The following is a 15,650-nucleotide window of genomic DNA, read 5'->3' as shown; positions in this document are numbered from 1 at the left end:
TCGAACGCATGTTCGAGTATGATCTTGGTCATGACCACAACTCTTGCTTTCAATCCGAAAGCCGCTCGTATTCTCGATGCCGCCTACGACGAAGAAGTCTCGCTTCGGCAGGCGCAGAGTCGTCAGGTGCGGTTCATAGCCGAGTTCGCCGCCGTGGGTGGCTCGCGAAGATCGGTGACCGAGGAGGTCGCCTTGTGCTTCTCGGTCTCTCGCAATCAGGCCTTCCTGCTGGTCGAAACGTCCTGCGCTCTCGTGGCGCGCTTGCCGAACACGTTGGCGGCACTGGAGAAAGGCGACATCGACCTGTACAAGGCATCGAAGGTCAGCCAGCTGACCCGCGAGGTTTCGGACGAAGTCGCCGCGCAGGTGGACGCGTTCATGGTCAAACGACTCGCCGGCCGTGATCCCACCGCGATCGGCAAATCAGTGAACGGTGCGGTGCAGAAGTTCGACCGGGCGGGCTATAAAGAACGGTCGGAAAAGAAACGGGCGCGACGGCATATCTCGCTGGAACACGAAGACGAGACGATGTCCACCCTCTCCGGTTTTCTGCCGTCCGAGGTGGCCGGCTCGATTTACGCGTCGATGAGCCGCGCCGCTCAAGCACGCCGGGCGAAGGACAAGTCCCGGACCCTGGATCAGCACCGCGCCGACATTTTCGCCGAACGGCTGCTGGCCGAGGACGGTCACGGTAAGCCTCGCGCGCACATCCACGTCTACGTCGACTTCCTGACCTTGGCCGGCGCTCGCGACGATCCCGCGACCCTGGCCGGGTACGGGCCCATCCCGGACTGGCTCGTGCGAGAGATCGCCTCCGATCCCGGCTCGACCTGGTCGCGGTTGATCACCGACCCCGCCACCGGGCAACTTCTGGAGGCCGGTGCCGACAAGTACCGGTCCCCGGCCTCGCTGGCGCGATTGATCAGGGCGCGGGATCGCGAATGCACTCATCCCGGCTGCCACCGACCGGCCGAGTTCTCCGAAATCGACCACATCATCACCTGGGCTCGCCACGGCCGGACCGATCATCACAACTGCCACGCCGCCTGCAAGATCCACAATCTGCTCAAGGAAGAACCCGGCTGGTCCGCTGCGCCGACCGGCAACGGCGGCATGACCATCACCACCCCGTCCGGACGTACCTACGACGCGTCACCGGAACCACTCCACGACCCGCGGCCCGAGCCGGAGGACGACACCCCGCCCTTCTGACCGGCACGAACGTCCTTACAGCCGCCAGGATGCGCGACACCGGGTGGCTTCAACCCCGCGCGCCGGCGCGGTCGTGGGTGGGTGTCGTGTTCTGCCGATGCCATGTTTCAGGACATCGTGAACAGGACACCGATCTTCGGGAAGCCTGTGGCGAAGGCACAGGCGGGATCCGCTTGCCGAGCCACCCGCCTCTCGCCACCACCGTTCACTTCGGGTGCGGTGATGGCGGAGGCGGTGGTGGCCTGACGCGAACGGTGATCTGCCGGATTCTGCGTGATCATGGACAGACCCCGCGAGAACAGGTCCCGCCGCCGATTCGAGTACGCAGACTCTTCGGCCTATGCCCAGGGGCGCGCCCGGCCCGCGACCCCGCGCGCCCCGCTAAGACCCCGCAGCCGCCTCCCGCGCCGCATCGAAAGGAGCCCGGTCGAACACGATCCGCAACTCCACGATCTTCCCCTCCCGCACGGTCAGCAGCTCAGCCCCGGGCGCGCTCGCCACGGGTAGCGTCGCCGTGTCGTACATCAGCAGCGCCGTCGTCTCGTCCCCGAAGGCCGAAAGCAGGGTCGACCCGGTCAGGATCTCGGTGAACGGGCCCATGAACCCGCGGAACGCCTCCGCGCCGGAAAGCGGCCCGCCGGGCGTGTGGCAGACGATGTCGTCGGCGACGTAGGTCATCGCCTTCTCGAAGTCCTTGCCGGTCCACGCGCGGTGGTAGGAGAGCGCGATGTCCAAGGCGGGACTGGTCATGATGGTTCCTTTCGTCGATCTTCACCCCGTCAGACACCGGCCCCGCCCCGAACGGAACGGTGCGCCGCGAAAGTGACACGATCGGCCCATGAGCACGAGGAGCACGGACGAGCGGGACTTCCGGGAGCTCACCGACACCTACCGGCACGAGCTGCACCTGCACTGTTACCGCATTCTGGGCTCCCTCATCGACGCCGAGGACGCCGTCCAGGAGACGCTCCTGGCCGCGTGGCGAGGCCTCGACGGTTTCGAGGGCCGCTCGTCGCTTCGCACCTGGCTGTACCGCATCGCCACCAACCGCTGCCTCAACGCCCTGCGGGACGCGGGCCGCCGCCGTCCACCCGAGCCGGTGCCGCCGTTCGACCCGCCGGTGCCCAGCCGACGCGGCGAGATGACCTGGTTGCAGCCGTACCCGGACGAGCTCCTCGAGCGCGTCGCCGACAGCGAACCCGGCCCCGAAGCGCGCTACACCGCCAGGGAGGCGATCGAACTCGCCTTCGTCACCGGGCTCCAGCTCCTCCCACCGAGACAGGCCGCCGCGCTCGTCCTGCGGGACGTCCTCTGCTTCCCCGCCGGTGAGGTCGCGAGCATGCTCGGCACCACCGAGACGGCGGTCAAAGGCATCCTCCAACGTGCCCGCGCCTCGCTCGACAAGCATCGCGGCGACACCGGGCACCGGCCCTCACCGCGGGAACGCGAGCTGACCAAGCGGTTCGCCGACGCTTTCACCGCGGGCGACCTGGACGGCGTCCTCGCCCTGCTCACCGACGACGCGTGGCTCGCCATGCCGCCGGCGCCGCACGAGTACCACGGCCTCGAAGCGATCGCGGGCTTCCTCCGCGTGTCCATGGCCGTTCCGGCCCCCGAGGGCTTCACCATGACGCCGACGCGGGCGAACAACCAGCCCGCGTTCCAGTGCCGCCACGGCGGGACACCGGCCGGGCTGATGGTTCTCACCCTCGACAGGGACCGGGTCCGGGCCGTCACCCGGTTTCTGGAGTGAGCCGCGGTCGCACCCGCCTCAGGTGCTCGCCGGGCGCCCCGAACAACTGCGCCGCCCCGTGCGCCCGCTTGAAATAGCGGTGCGCCGGATGTTCCCAGGTGATCGCGATCCCGCCGTGCAGCTGGATCATCTCGCCCGCCACCGTCGCCAGCGCCTCCGAACAGTGCACCTTCGCCACCGCCGCCAGCCTGCTCGACTCCGGAGCCGCGTAGGCCGCCGATCGCGCCGTTTCCACCAGGACGTGGAGATCCGCCATCCGATGCTTCAGCGCCTGGAACCCGCCGATCGGCCTGCCGAACTGGTGGCGCTGCTTGCTGTACTCCACCGTCAGTTCGAAAGCACGGGCCGCGGCCCCGGCCTGTTCGGCGGCCAGGACGGCGAACGCGACGTCCCGCAGCGCGCCGAGGTCGACCGGGCCGAGCAGCCGGGCCGAGGCACTGTCGAAGGTCACGCGGGCCAGCCGCCGCGTTTCGTCCATCGCCGGAGTGCGCACTCCCACCGCGTCGGTGACCTCGTACAGCGAGCCGTCCGCCACGACCAGGAGGATTTCGGCCTCGTCACCGTGGAGGACATAGTGCGCCTCGCCCGTCACGACGGAGTCGACGACACGGCAGGCAGGCGCGTCCCACCGGCCGTCGGCGTCGGTCCAGGCCACCGCGCCGACGACACCCTCGGCGAGGCGGGGAAGCAGCCGCTCACAGGCTTCGTCGTCGCCGGTGGCCAGGATCGCGTGCACGGCGAGCACGGCCGAACCGAGGAACGGGACATCGGCGAGAACCCGGCCCAGCTCCTCCGCGACGACCTGCAGTTCCGCGGTCCCGGCGCCGAGCCCGCCGAACCGCTCGGGAACGGCCAGCGCCGCCACACCGATCTGTTCGCACAGCTCAGGCCAGGGAACCGCCTCCCGGTCCAGCAGCTTCCGGACGCTGTCCCGCAGCGCGTCCTGTTCGGCGGTGAACGTCACGACAGCACCCGCTCCCGATGGAACCGCGGCGTGCCCCAGGCGCCGACCAGCGCGCGGACCCTGGTCAGCCGCAGGCCGAGCGCGTGTTCCGCGGTGTAACCGATCGCCCCGTGCACCTGCAGCCCGGTCCGGGCGGCGAGATGCGCGGCGTCGCCGCACGCCACCTTGGCCGCCGAGACGTCGCGCGGATCCATGGTGACGGCCGCGCCGAACAGCAGTGGCTCGGCCAGCGCGAGCCTGGTCGCGACGTCGGCGAGCAGATGCTTGACCGCCTGGTACCCGCCGATCTCCCGCCCGTACTGCTTGCGTTGCGCGGCGTACGCGACGGCCGTGTCGAGCAGCCACCGTCCCGCGCCGAGGAGATGCGCGGCGGTGGCCAGGCAGCCCAGCTCGAACGCGCGGTCCGCGTCGAGCGCCACACCGAGATCGTCTCCCGCCACCGGGGGGAACAGCCGTCGCGAACCGTCCACAGAGGACAACAGTGTGCCTGGCGCGAACGCGCGCAACCTGCCGTTCTCGACGGTGAGACGCGCATCGGCGACGTCGGAATCCAAGGCGTACGGCACATGCGGTGCGAACGCGACCGACGCGAGCGTCTCACCGGACGCGACCGAGATCAGCAGCTCGTCGTCCAGCAGCGACGGCAGGACGGCCACCGTGTCGGTCCACGGGCCGGGCACACAGTGGTAGCCGAGCCGTTCGAAGCCGACGGCCAGATCGACCGGTGTCGCGCCGAGCCCGTCGTACTTCTCGGGGACGGCCAGCGCGGTCACCCCGAGTTCCGCCAGCCGTCGCCAGATCTTGAGACCGGGGCCGTGATCGCCCGTCGCCCAGGACCGGTTGGCCGAATCGGTGTCCATATCGGACAGCAGATCGTGCAGGCTGCGAGAGAACTGCTCCTGCTCACCGGAAAGCGCGAACCTCATCGTGCCCCCTTCGGCAGGCCGAGTAGTCGTTCGGCGACGATGGACCGCTGGATCTGGTCGGTCCCGCCGTAGATCGGGCCCGCCAGGGAGAACAGCCAGCCGTCGCTCCAGCGGCCCCGCAGTTCGGCGTCCGGGCCGAGGACGTCGAGCGCGGTTTCGTGCAGCTCGACGTCGAGGTGGGACCAGAAAAGCTTGTTGACACTCGATTCCGGGCCGAGCTCGGCGCCGTCCGAGAGCCGCGTGACCGTGCCGAGGGTGTACAGCTGGTAGGCCCGCGCGCCGATCCACGCGTCGGCGACCCTGTCGGCGGTGTGCGCGGGACGGCCGGCGTCGTTCCAGAGCGAGACCAGCCTGTCCGCCGCGGCGAGGAACCGGCCGGGACTGCGCAAGGACAGGCCGCGTTCGTTGTTCGCCGTCGTCATCGCGACCCGCCAACCCTCGCCGGGCGCGCCGATCACGTCCTCGTCGGGGACGAAGACGTCGTCGAAGAAGATCTCCGCGAACCCCGGTTCGCCGTCCAGCTGGGGGATCGGCCGGACGATGACCCCCTCGGACCGCAGATCCACCATCAGATAGGTGAGTCCCTTGTGCCGCACCGACTCCGGGTCGCTGCGGAACAGGCCGAACGCCCGGTCGGCGAACGTCGCCCGTGAACTCCAGGTCTTCTGCCCGCTGACCCGCCAGCCGCCGTCGCAGCGGGTCGCGGTGCTCCGGAGCGCGGCGATGTCGCTGCCCGCCTCGGGTTCCGACCAGGCCTGCGCCCAGACCTCCGCCGAGCGCGCCATCTTCGGCAGGATCCGGCGCTGCTGTTCTTCCGTGCCGTGGGAGAACAGCGTCGGGGCGAGCATGAAGATGCCGTTCTGGTTGACCCGCAGCGGTGCTCCCGCCGCGTAGTACTCCTCCTCGAACAGCACCCATTCCAGGAGGCTCGCGTCCCGGCCGCCGAACTCGCGCGGCCACGAGACGACCGACCAGCGCGCTTCGGCCAACCGGGTTTCCCACTCGCGGTGCTGCGCGAATCCTTCGGCGGTGTCGAACGACTTCAAGGGCTCGGCCGGAACGTTCGCGGCGAGCCAAGACCGTGCTTCGTCACGGAAGGCGAGCGTGCGCTCGTCGAGATCGAGATCCATCACGAGGTCCTGTTCGCGTCGCGCATCGAGCGCGCGTCCTGCCCGCCCAGCGAGTCACCACCGGACATCTCGGCGTTGTGCGCGTGCGCGAAGTGATGCAGCCCGAACACGGAGTCCATTCCGGACCGCAGGCCCATCAGATCTTCGGCCTGGTTGACGGCCTTCTTGGCGAGCGCGAGCCCCATCCGCGGCATCACCGCGATCTTCTCCGCCAGCGCCATGGTCTCGGTTTCGAGGTCGGCGCGGGGGACCACGCGGTTCAGCATGCCCCATTCCTTGGCCTGCTGTGCCGTGAAGCGCTCACCGGTGAACAGCACCTCCTTGGCCGCGCGCGGACCCAGCACCCAGGGATGCGCGAAGTACTCGACACCGGGAATCCCCATGCGCACCACAGGATCGGCGAAGAACGCGTCGTCGGAGGCGACGATCATGTCGCACACCCACGCCAGCATCAGCGCGCCCGCGATGCACGCGCCCTGCACACTCGCGATGGTCGGTTTCGGGATCTCGCGCCACCGGCGGCACATCCCGAGGTAGACCTCCGACTCGCGCGCGAACCGCTGGTCGCCGCCCTCGGCGCCGACGTGATCCCACCACAGGACCGCCTTGCGCTCGAACGAGACGTCGACGTCGCGTTCCGGCGTCCCGATGTCGTGCCCGGCGGAGAAATGCTTACCCGCCCCGGCCAGCACGATCACCTTGACCTCGGGATCGTCGACCGCGCGGCTGAACGCGGCGTCGAGCGCGTAGGTCATCGCCGAGTTCTGCGCGTTCCGGTACTCCGGCCGGTTCATCGTGACGACGGCCACCGGCCCGCGTCGCTCGTACTCGACGGTCATCCGTTCTCCTCCCGCAACACGCGTTTCAGCACCTTCCCCGACAGGTTTCGCGGAAGTTCCGCCACGAAGTCGACAAATCGAGGAATCTTGTAGTTGGCCAATTCGGCCTTGCACCACGCCAGTACGTCCTCTGTGGACAGTTCGGCTCCGGGGCGCAACCGGACGAAGGCCTTGCCGACCTCGCCGAGCCGGTGGTCCGGCACGCCGACGACGGCGGATTCCGCGACACCGTCCAGTCTGCTCAGCGCCTGCTCGATCTCGGCGGGGTAGACGTTGAACCCGCCGCTGACGTACATGTCCTTGATCCGGTCGACGATCTTCAGATAGCCGCGTTCGTTCAGCACGCCGACATCGCCGGTGTGCAACCATCCGTCGGCGTCGACGGCTTTCGCGGTGGCCTCCGGATCGTCGAGATAGCCGAGCATCACGTTCGGACCGCGCAGCAGGACCTCGTCGTGCTCGCCGAGCTGCACCTCGAAGCCCGCCGTCGCGCGGCCGGAGTAGTTCGCCACCAGCTCGGCGTCGTCCTCGGGGCGGGACATCGTGGCCACCACGGCTTCGGTGAGGCCGTACGCGGTGAGCACGGTGTCGAGATTCAGTTCCTCGCGCATCCGCTCCACGAGCGTGACCGGCACGGTGGCGGCCCCGGTGACGGCGAGCCGGAGGCTGGACAGGTCATGGTCCGCGCGTTCGGGCGCGTCCAGCAGTACCTGGTAGATCGTCGGTGCGCCGGGAAGCACCGTGACCCGCTCGGATTCGATGAGCCGCAGGGTTTCCCGGACGTCGAAGGTGCGCTGGGGCAGCAAGGTCGCGCCACGCAGCACCGCGGCGAGAATGCCCGCCTTGTAGCCGAAACTGTGGAAGAACGGATTGACCACCAGGTAGCGGTCGTTCTCGGTCAGGCCGCCGCAGTCCGCCCAGGCCTCGGCGACGCTCAGCGCCTGCCGGTGGCTGCTCATCGCGCCCTTGCTGCGGCCCGTGGTCCCGGAGGTGAACAGGATGTCGCTGACGTCGCCGGGTTCCACGTGGCTGACGAAATCGCTGTCGAGACCGGCGAGCGAGTCCCATTCCGTGACGCCGTCCACCGGTTCTTCCGTGCCTTCCACGGGGATCCGCAGCACCGTGCGGGGCCGGGAGGAACCGAGCTCCGCCAGCCGGTCCGTGCCGAGAAACGTGCCGGTGATCGCCAGCGCGGAGACCTCCGCGCGTTCGAGGACGTCGATGGTCTCGCGGGCGGTGAACCGGGTGTTGACCGGGATCAGCGTCGCGCCGGCGTACAGCGCGCCGAGCCCGGCGACCACCCAATGCCAGGTGTTGGGGGAGCAGATCGCGACCCGTTCGTGGCCTTCGAAGAACCGTGCCGCCTGCCGCACCCGCCGGGCGAGTTCGGCATAGGTGAACCGGACTTCGCCGTCGACGAGTGCTTCCCGTCCGGCGAAGCGTTCCGCGGCCTGGTCGAGCGCCGCTGGAATGGTTCCTTCTGTCATCGAAGTCTCCCTAGCAAGTGCTTGGTAGGGTAGCCTACGCAGCAGGCTCTGGTTTGGCTAGAGGAGGCACGTGTGGCTCAGGACGGTTTCCGCGACCGTGTGCGCACCTGGCTGGCGGACAACCTGCCGCCGGAACTGCGGGGGTTGGGCGGTCCCGGGCGGGAGCACGAGGCCTTCGACGAACGGGTGGAGTGGGAACGACGGCTCGCCGCGGCGGGCTGGACCTGCGTCGGCTGGCCGGTCGAGCACGGCGGGCAGGGCGCGACGCTGGAACAGCAGGTCGTCTTCCACGAGGAATACGCGCGAGCGGGAGCGCCGGCGCGGGTGAGTCACCTGGCTCAGGAACTCCTGGGCCCGACCCTGATCGCTTTCGGCACGCCGGAACAGCGGAAGCGGTTCCTGCCGCCCATCGTGGCCGTCGAGGAACTGTGGTGCCAGGGCTATTCCGAACCCGGTGCCGGCTCCGATCTCGCCGCGGTGTCGACGACCGCGACCCTCGAAGGCGACGAATGGGTGCTGAACGGCCAGAAGGTGTGGACGTCGCTCGCGCACGTGGCCGACTGGTGTTTCGTCCTCGCCAGGACCGAGCCCGGCTCGAAGCGCCACAAAGGACTGTCCTATCTGCTCGTTCCGATGCGACAACCCGGGGTCGAGGTCCGCCCGATCCAGCAGCTCACCGGGACGTCGGAGTTCAACGAAGTCTTCTTCGACGGTGCCCGCACGGCGAAGGACATGGTCGTCGGCGAACCCGGCGACGGCTGGCGAGTGGCGATGGGCACGCTCGCCTTCGAGCGCGGCGTCGCGACGCTCGGGCAGCAGGTCGGCTTCCGCCGGGAACTCGAAGAACTCACCAGGATCGCGCCGGACGACCCGGTGATCGCCGAGCGGATCGACCGCGCCTGGGTCGGCCTGGAGGTCATGCGGGCACAAGCGATCCGCACCCTGGGCGACTCTTCGCCGGGCGTCGCCGAAGTGTCCAAACTGGTCTGGGCGAACTGGCACCGCGACCTGGGGGAGCTGGCGATGCTCGTCCGCGGCGCGCGGGGCATGCTCGCGGAAGACGGGCTCGACGCCTGGCAACGGCTTTTCCTCTTCACCCGGGCCGACACGATCTACGGCGGCTCCAACGAGATCCAGCGCAACGTCATCGCCGAGCGGGTGCTCGGCCTTCCCCGAGAGGTGCGACCGTGATTCCGGTGCCGAAATACCCCGAGGGGGCGAATCTCCTGCGGGACAAGGTGGTCGTGGTGACGGCGGCGGCCGGCACCGGGATCGGTTCCGCGGTGGCGAAACGCGCGCTGGAGGAAGGCGCCCGGGTCGTGATCAGCGACTGGCACGAGCGTCGCCTGGGAGAGAAGGCCGCCGAACTCGGCGACGTCCACGCGATTCCCTGTGACGTCACGCGAGAAGACCAGGTCCAGGCGCTCATCGACGGAGCCGCCGCGCACTACGGCCGGATCGACGTGCTCGTCAACAACGCCGGGCTCGGCGGCACCAAGTCCATTGTGGACATGACCGACGAGGAGTGGTCACGGGTCATCGACGTGACCCTCAACGGCACGTTCCGTGCGACGCGGGCCGCGGTGAACCGGTTCATCGCACAGGGCGACGGCGGGGTGATCGTCAACAACGCGTCCGTGATCGGCTGGCGCGCGCAGGCCGGGCAGGCGCACTACGCGGCCGCGAAGGCCGGTGTCATGGCGCTCACCCGTTGCACCGCCGTCGACGTCGCCGAACACGGCATCCGGGTCAACGCCGTCGCGCCGAGCCTGGCGATGCATCCGTTCCTGGCCAAGGTGACCAGCGACGAACTGCTCACCGAACTCACCGCCCGCGAGGTCTCGGGGAGGGCGGCGGAACCCTGGGAAGTGGCGAATGTGATGGTGTTCCTCGCCAGTGAGTACTCGTCGTACCTCACCGGCGAGGTCTTGTCCGTGAGTTCCCAGCATGCGTGAGGTTCCGATGAAAGCCAGCCCAGGGTCCCGCCGCGCCGAACTGCTCGCCCTCGCGGCGAAGCTGTTCGCCGAGCGCGGCTACGTCTCCACCACCGTGCGGGACATCGCGGACGCGGCGGGAATCCTTTCGGGCAGCCTCTACCACCATTTCGACTCGAAGGAGTCGATGGCCGACGAGATCCTCACCGTGTTCCTCGACGAACTCTTCGGCGCCTACGCCGAGATCGTCGCGGAAGGCAGAGGACCGCGGGAAACGCTCGAAGCCGTCGTCGTGGCGTCGTTCGAATCCATTCACCGGCGGCCCGCCGAGGTGGCGATCTACCAGTCCGAAGCGAAGCATCTGATGCAGCTGCCGCGTTTCGACTACCTCAACGACCGCAACACCGAATTCCGCAAACTGTGGAACGGGATCCTCACCGACGGCATCGCGGCCGGCGTGTTCCGCGAGGACCTCGACGTCGAACTCACCTACCGGTTCATCCGCGACACCGTCTGGGTGGCAGTGCGCTGGTACAACCCCGACGGATCGCTGAGCGCGGACGACGTCGCGCAGCAATACCTCGGGATCCTGCTGGACGGCATCGCGACGAAGACAAGGAAACGCCGTGGCTGAAGCTTACGTACTGGACGCGGTCCGGACCCCGGTCGGCAAACGCGGGGGAGCGCTCAGCGGCGTCCACTCCGCCGACCTCGGCGCCCACGTCATCCAGGCCGTCGTCGAACGGTCGGGGGTCGAGGCCGACCTGGTCGACGACGTCATCCTGGGCTGCTGCGACACACTCGGACCGCAGTCCGGGAACATCGCGCGGACGGCGTGGCTCGCGGCCGGATTCGGGCACCACGTCCCGGGCGTGACGATCGACCGGCAGTGCGGTTCGAGCCAGCAGGCCGTGCACTTCGCCGCGCAGGCGGTGCTGTCCGGGACGATGGACCTCGTCCTCGCCGGCGGCGTGCAGAACATGAGCGCGATCCCGATCAGCGCGGCGATGCTGGCCGGGCGGGAGTACGGCTTCGAAGACCCGTTCTCCGGCTCGAAGGGCTGGCAGGAGCGGTACGGCAGCGTCGAGGTCTCGCAGTTCCGCAGTGCCGACATGATCGCCGAGCACTGGGACCTGACCCGGGAGGCGATGGAGGAATTCGCCTACCGCAGCCATCAGCGCGCGATCGCGGCCATCGACGAAGGCCGGTTCGCCGCCGAGATCGCGCCGTTCGCCGGTGTCGGCCTGGACGAGGGGCCCAGGCGCGACACCACGCTGGAACGGATGGCCGGGCTGAAGCCGCTGAGCGAGGGTTCGCGCATCACCGCGGCCGTGGCCAGCCAGATCTCGGACGGTGCCAGCGCGACACTCATCGCGTCGGAGAAGTTCGTCGAGGACCACGGCCTCACCCCGCGTGCCAGGATCCACCACCTTTCGGTCCGGGCGGCCGATCCGGTGTGGATGCTCACCGGGCCGATCCCGGCGACCGCGCACGCGCTGCGCAAGACCGGCTTGAGCATCGAGGACATCGACCTGTTCGAGGTCAACGAGGCGTTCGCGAGCGTCGTCCTGGCGTGGATCGAGGAGACCGGCGCCGATCCGGACCGCGTCAACGTCAACGGCGGCGGGATCGCGCTCGGTCACCCCATCGGGGCGACCGGGACGAAACTGTTCGCGACCCTGCTGCACGAACTCGAACGCCGCGGCGGCCGCTACGGGCTGCAGACCATGTGCGAAGGCGGCGGGACGGCGAACGTCACGATCATCGAGCGGCTTTGACGCCCCACACGGCCAACGCGAGAGCGCTGAAAGCCGCGCCGAGCAGGCAGACCCCGGTCCAGCCCGCGACGGCGTAAACGGCTGTCGAGCCGATGGCTCCCGCACCGCTGCCGACGGAGTAGAAGATCATGTACCCGCCGATCAGCCTGCTGCCGGCGTCCGGCCGCAGCGGATAGATCAGTGTCTGGCTCGTGACGTGCACGGCCTGGACGGCCAGGTCGAGCAGGATCGCGCCCGCCGCCAAGGCCCACAGTGACGTGCGCGTGAACCCCAGCGGCAGCCACGACACCAGGAGCAGTCCGAGCGCGAGCCCGGTCGTCCACTGTGCCCGGCCGCGGTCCGCGAGCCGTCCGGCGGGTGCCGCCGCCAGCGCGCCCGCCGCCCCGGCCAGCCCGAACGCGCCGATGGCGGTGTGCGACAGGCCGTCCTCGCTGAGCGGCAGGGCGACGGAACTCCACAGGGTGCCGAACGCGGCGAAGATCAGCAGCGCGAGTGTCCCGCTCGTCCGGAAGACCGGTTCTTCGACGAAAAGGGACAACGTGGAACGCAGCAGCCGCCGGTAGCTCATGTCGTTCCCGGCGGGTGCCGAAGCAGGCAGCACGCGGTACAGCACGATCGCGATCAGCACGGTCACGCCGGCGGACACGACGTACACCGCGCGCCAGCCGGCGAGGTCGGCCAGCGTTCCGGAAACCGTGCGCGCCAGCAGGATCCCGAGGACGACGCCGGTGGTCACGAGGCCGACCACCCGGCCGCGTCCGGCCGGGTCCGCGAGCGAGGCCGCGAACGCGACCAGGAGCTGCGTGACCACCGCGAGCACACCGATCGACGCCATCCCGGCGAGCAGCACCAGGCCGTTCGCGGCGGTGGCGGCGACCAGTTCGGCGATCGCGAGCAGCATCAGCAGCCCTACGACGAGCCGCCGTCGTTCGAGCAGGTCACCGAGCGGGACCAGGAGGAACAGGCCCAGGCCGTAGCCGAGCTGCGTGAGCGTGACGATGCCGCCGACGGTCGATGCGGCGATCCTGAGATCGGCACCCATGGTGACGAGCAACGGCTGGGCGAAGTAGATCGTGGCGACGGCCGTCCCGGCGGCCACGGCGAACAACAGGACGACTCCGAGACGCACTACCCCTCCAGATGGTTTCAACTTGCTACCACTGGCGACGGTAGGGCAATCCGGTAGTAAGATGCAACCATGGTGAAGCGGACGACGTTCGACGAAGCCCCGTGCCCGGTGGCGCGCTCGCTCGACACGATCGGCGACTGGTGGTCGCTCCTGATCGTGCGAGACGCGTTCGACGGCGTCCGCCGCTTCGGTGAGTTCCAGCGCGGCCTGGGCGTCGCGAAGAACATCCTGTCCGCCCGGCTGCGGGCGCTCGTCGGACACGGGGTGCTCGACGTGGTCCCGGCTTCGGACGGGAGCACCTACAGCGAGTACGTCCTGACGGCGAAGGGGCGCGACCTTTTCCCGGTGATCGTCGCGCTGCGGCAATGGGGCGAGGCGCACTTCTTCGCCGAGGGGGAACCGCGGTCCGAATTGGTGGATCGTGACGGCGGGCTTCCGTTGCGGGCGCTGGAAGTCCACGCCTCGGACGGACGCCCGGTCGGTCCGGACGACACGGTGGTGGTGAAGGCGCCGGTTTCGTAGGTCGCGAGCGTGCGGCGATCCCGCACTCACGTGATTGGAGACGGAACTCGCGTGTTGAAGGCGGAACTCGCGTGATCAGACTCCGCACACGCGAGTTCCGCGCCCAAGCACGCGAGTTCCGTCTCCAATCACGCGAATCACGTCTCTGATCACGAGGCGCACGGATCGGGGCCCTCCCAGGTGAGTCAAGCCTGGAAGGGCCCCGACCGGATGCGGGAAGCCTGAAGGGCGGTATCCGACGGAGCCCGAATCACCGTCGGTCCCGGGATCCTCCCGGCATCCCCAAGGGGGTGGCGGTGGGCGCGGAGGCCCAGCTACCCACCGCCACCTGAGGGGACCGCGGCCGCCGCGCGCGGCCCCGGTCCGGTCGCGATCCCGGGTCACCCGGCGGGAACGCGAGCCCAGGGCATCTCCTCCTGTGCGGGTACGGCCGCGGTCGGGGTGTCGGACAGGAAGTCCCGCTCGAACGGGGCGAGGACGTCCTCCCCGATCGGCGTCGATTCCCCGAGAGCGGCGGCGAACGAGGGCTCCGCGACAGCGGGAGCGGGAGCCGGGGCCGGGAAGACCGGCTCGGGGACCGGCAGCCGCCGGTCGAGTTCGGCCGTCCAGTGGATCATCGCCTTCGGCCGGTCCCAGCCCGCGGCGCCGATGAGCCTGCCGTCGCGGACGAAACCGGTGACCCCGTCGGACAGTTCGATCGTGTCCTTGCCCAGTGACGGCATTCCGACGGTCTGCAGGCGCGCGTCGTACAGGGACGACCAGGCACGGGGGAGCGGCGTGTACGGCCGTGCGTTGCCGCGGCCCAGCATCAGGCTTTCCGCCGCCGCGCGCCCGGATTCGACGCCGTTCATCCAGTGCTCGACCCGGCGAGGGGTCTCGTCGATCCGCAGGTTCGGCCATTTCGCGACGTCACCGGCGACGACGACGTCCTCCGCCCCGACGGCGAACAGCGTCGCCTCGCACAGGACGCCGTCCTCGATGGTCAGTTCCGAGCCGCGCAGCCAGTCCACGGCGGGCACACTGCCGATCGAGAGCACCACGCAACTGGCCACCAGGAACTGGTTGTTGGTCAGATGCAGCCCGACCGTCTCCTTGGTGCTGATCCAGTTCCGCACCTCGGTGTTCATCGCCAGCTTGGCGCGATGGTGCTGGTGTTCCTTGGTGAGCGCCGACGAGATCCGCTCCCCGAAGCGGTGCAAAGGCGCCTTCGCGTGGCCGATGAGCGTGACGTCGCGGCCCATGTACCGCATCGACGCGGCGAACTCGTTCCCGATCAGGCCGCTGCCGATCACCACGACGGATTTGTTGCTGTTCCCCAGCGCCCGCCGGACGGCCAGTGAATCCTCCACGGTGCGCAGCACGCGGACCCGGGGGTCGTGGCGCGGCGAGCCGGGGAGATGCCGTGGATGGACGCCGGTCGCGATGATCAAACCGTCGTACCACAGGGATTCCCCACCGGGCAGGTGCACGGTGCGCTCCTTGCTGTCGAGCCAGGTCGCGCGGGTGCCGAGCCGCCAGTGGACGTCCAGGTCGAGATACGGCTCCAGGCTCGCGGCCACCGGTTTCACCCCGCCGGTGATGAGCTCTTTGGACACCATCGGCCGGTGGTACGGCTTCCGCGGCTCGTCGCCGACCAGCACGATCTCGCCGTCGAAACCGAGTTCCCGCAGGCGTTCCGCGGAACGGAGCCCGGCGACGCCCGCACCGACGATGACGATCCGATCTCCGTCACTCATCGTCGTACGCTCCTTCTCCCTTGACTCTGATGGCCTGTTTCGGGCAGAGCCTCGCCGCCGAAATGGCCTGGTCCAGGCCGTCCCGGTCGACCATCCGGCGGATGCGGAGCTTCCCGTCCGGACCGATCTTGAACGTGGCGGGCGCCTCCATTTCGCAGAAGCCGAAGATCTCGCACCGTTCGTTGTCGACGCTGATCCGAGTGCCGCGCCGTACGCTTCCGAAGATCATCTTTCTTCTCT

General features: G+C 69.2%; 16 protein-coding genes. 7 read left to right on the top strand and 9 right to left on the bottom strand.

Annotated features, from left to right (window positions below):
- Positions 1-30 precede the first annotated feature (30 nt).
- Complete coding sequence (locus tag IE302_RS11025; protein ID WP_191254373.1) at positions 31-1,212, top strand: HNH endonuclease signature motif containing protein; 1,182 nt, start codon at positions 31-33, stop codon at positions 1,210-1,212.
- A gap of 381 nt (positions 1,213-1,593) precedes the next feature.
- On the opposite strand, the gene IE302_RS11020 is transcribed toward IE302_RS11025, so the two are convergent.
- Positions 1,594-1,962, bottom strand: coding sequence for a nuclear transport factor 2 family protein (locus tag IE302_RS11020; RefSeq protein ID WP_191254372.1), 369 nt, complete (start codon positions 1,960-1,962; stop codon positions 1,594-1,596).
- Positions 1,963-2,050: 88 nt separating this feature from the next.
- Between IE302_RS11020 and IE302_RS11015 the strand changes: the two genes are divergently transcribed.
- A complete protein-coding gene (locus IE302_RS11015) occupies positions 2,051-2,965 on the top strand; it encodes an RNA polymerase subunit sigma-70 (RefSeq protein ID WP_191254371.1) in 915 nt (304 codons plus the stop codon).
- On the opposite strand, the gene IE302_RS11010 is transcribed toward IE302_RS11015, so the two are convergent.
- From IE302_RS11010 to IE302_RS10990, 5 genes are read right to left on the bottom strand one after another with little or no spacing between them, the layout of a single operon-like run.
- Positions 2,946-3,929, bottom strand: coding sequence for an acyl-CoA dehydrogenase family protein (locus IE302_RS11010; protein ID WP_191254370.1), 984 nt, complete (start codon positions 3,927-3,929; stop codon positions 2,946-2,948). The genes IE302_RS11015 and IE302_RS11010 overlap by 20 nt on opposite strands.
- On the bottom strand, positions 3,926-4,855 hold the full coding sequence (locus IE302_RS11005; protein ID WP_191254369.1) for an acyl-CoA dehydrogenase family protein: 930 nt from the start codon (positions 4,853-4,855) through the stop codon (positions 3,926-3,928). The genes IE302_RS11010 and IE302_RS11005 overlap by 4 nt, the downstream gene beginning before the upstream one ends.
- Complete coding sequence (locus IE302_RS11000) at positions 4,852-5,985, bottom strand: acyl-CoA dehydrogenase family protein (RefSeq protein ID WP_191254368.1); 1,134 nt, start codon at positions 5,983-5,985, stop codon at positions 4,852-4,854. Before IE302_RS11000 ends, IE302_RS11005 begins: the two co-directional genes overlap by 4 nt.
- On the bottom strand, positions 5,985-6,824 hold the full coding sequence (locus IE302_RS10995) for an enoyl-CoA hydratase (protein ID WP_093932655.1): 840 nt from the start codon (positions 6,822-6,824) through the stop codon (positions 5,985-5,987). Before IE302_RS10995 ends, IE302_RS11000 begins: the two co-directional genes overlap by 1 nt.
- A complete protein-coding gene (locus tag IE302_RS10990) occupies positions 6,821-8,311 on the bottom strand; it encodes a FadD3 family acyl-CoA ligase (RefSeq protein WP_191254367.1) in 1,491 nt (496 codons plus the stop codon). Before IE302_RS10990 ends, IE302_RS10995 begins: the two co-directional genes overlap by 4 nt.
- A 72-nt stretch (positions 8,312-8,383) precedes the next feature.
- Between IE302_RS10990 and IE302_RS10985 the strand changes: the two genes are divergently transcribed.
- From IE302_RS10985 to IE302_RS10970, 4 genes are read left to right on the top strand one after another with little or no spacing between them, the layout of a single operon-like run.
- The gene (locus tag IE302_RS10985; RefSeq protein ID WP_191254366.1) at positions 8,384-9,502 is read left to right on the top strand and encodes an acyl-CoA dehydrogenase family protein; all 1,119 of its coding nucleotides are present in this window, start codon (positions 8,384-8,386) and stop codon (positions 9,500-9,502) included.
- Positions 9,499-10,266, top strand: a complete 768-nt coding sequence (locus IE302_RS10980; RefSeq protein ID WP_191254365.1) for an SDR family oxidoreductase — start codon at positions 9,499-9,501, stop codon at positions 10,264-10,266. Before IE302_RS10985 ends, IE302_RS10980 begins: the two co-directional genes overlap by 4 nt.
- Before the next feature lie 7 nt (positions 10,267-10,273).
- A complete protein-coding gene (locus tag IE302_RS10975; RefSeq protein ID WP_191254364.1) occupies positions 10,274-10,879 on the top strand; it encodes a TetR/AcrR family transcriptional regulator in 606 nt (201 codons plus the stop codon).
- Positions 10,872-12,023 carry an acetyl-CoA C-acetyltransferase gene (locus IE302_RS10970; protein WP_191254363.1) on the top strand — a complete coding sequence of 384 codons (1,152 nt, stop codon included), beginning with the start codon at positions 10,872-10,874 and terminating at the stop codon, positions 12,021-12,023. Before IE302_RS10975 ends, IE302_RS10970 begins: the two co-directional genes overlap by 8 nt.
- On the opposite strand, the gene IE302_RS10965 is transcribed toward IE302_RS10970, so the two are convergent.
- The gene (locus IE302_RS10965; protein ID WP_191254362.1) at positions 12,007-13,152 is read right to left on the bottom strand and encodes an MFS transporter; all 1,146 of its coding nucleotides are present in this window, start codon (positions 13,150-13,152) and stop codon (positions 12,007-12,009) included. The two genes, IE302_RS10970 and IE302_RS10965, sit on opposite strands and share 17 nt — an antisense overlap.
- Positions 13,153-13,221: 69 nt before the next feature.
- Between IE302_RS10965 and IE302_RS10960 the strand changes: the two genes are divergently transcribed.
- A complete protein-coding gene (locus IE302_RS10960) occupies positions 13,222-13,674 on the top strand; it encodes a winged helix-turn-helix transcriptional regulator (RefSeq protein WP_191254361.1) in 453 nt (150 codons plus the stop codon).
- 380 nt (positions 13,675-14,054) lie between these two features.
- Here the strand turns inward: IE302_RS10960 and IE302_RS10955 are convergent, their stop codons facing one another.
- On the bottom strand, positions 14,055-15,410 hold the full coding sequence (locus tag IE302_RS10955; RefSeq protein ID WP_191254360.1) for an NAD(P)/FAD-dependent oxidoreductase: 1,356 nt from the start codon (positions 15,408-15,410) through the stop codon (positions 14,055-14,057).
- Positions 15,403-15,639, bottom strand: coding sequence for a ferredoxin (locus IE302_RS10950; RefSeq protein WP_191254359.1), 237 nt, complete (start codon positions 15,637-15,639; stop codon positions 15,403-15,405). The genes IE302_RS10955 and IE302_RS10950 overlap by 8 nt, the downstream gene beginning before the upstream one ends.
- Between the last annotated feature and the right edge of the window lie 11 nt (positions 15,640-15,650).

Source organism: Amycolatopsis oliviviridis, from assembly GCF_014654365.1.
Classification (GTDB): Bacteria; Actinomycetota; Actinomycetes; order Mycobacteriales; family Pseudonocardiaceae; genus Amycolatopsis; species Amycolatopsis oliviviridis.
The sequence above is the reverse complement of the archived record's forward strand: the minus strand, read 5'-3'. Positions and strand labels throughout refer to the sequence as shown.

Coding starts and splice junctions, on each gene's coding strand:
- IE302_RS11015 (WP_191254371.1), top strand. CDS start 2,051: ATGAGCACGAGGAGCACGGACGAGCGGGACTTCCGGGAGCTCACCGAC.
- IE302_RS11000 (WP_191254368.1), bottom strand. CDS start 5,985: ATGGATCTCGATCTCGACGAGCGCACGCTCGCCTTCCGTGACGAAGCA.
- IE302_RS10960 (WP_191254361.1), top strand. CDS start 13,222: ATGGTGAAGCGGACGACGTTCGACGAAGCCCCGTGCCCGGTGGCGCGC.
- IE302_RS11020 (WP_191254372.1), bottom strand. CDS start 1,962: ATGACCAGTCCCGCCTTGGACATCGCGCTCTCCTACCACCGCGCGTGG.
- IE302_RS10995 (WP_093932655.1), bottom strand. CDS start 6,824: ATGACCGTCGAGTACGAGCGACGCGGGCCGGTGGCCGTCGTCACGATG.
- IE302_RS11005 (WP_191254369.1), bottom strand. CDS start 4,855: ATGAGGTTCGCGCTTTCCGGTGAGCAGGAGCAGTTCTCTCGCAGCCTG.
- IE302_RS10950 (WP_191254359.1), bottom strand. CDS start 15,639: ATGATCTTCGGAAGCGTACGGCGCGGCACTCGGATCAGCGTCGACAAC.
- IE302_RS10975 (WP_191254364.1), top strand. CDS start 10,274: ATGAAAGCCAGCCCAGGGTCCCGCCGCGCCGAACTGCTCGCCCTCGCG.
- IE302_RS10955 (WP_191254360.1), bottom strand. CDS start 15,410: ATGAGTGACGGAGATCGGATCGTCATCGTCGGTGCGGGCGTCGCCGGG.
- IE302_RS10990 (WP_191254367.1), bottom strand. CDS start 8,311: ATGACAGAAGGAACCATTCCAGCGGCGCTCGACCAGGCCGCGGAACGC.
- IE302_RS11025 (WP_191254373.1), top strand. CDS start 31: ATGACCACAACTCTTGCTTTCAATCCGAAAGCCGCTCGTATTCTCGAT.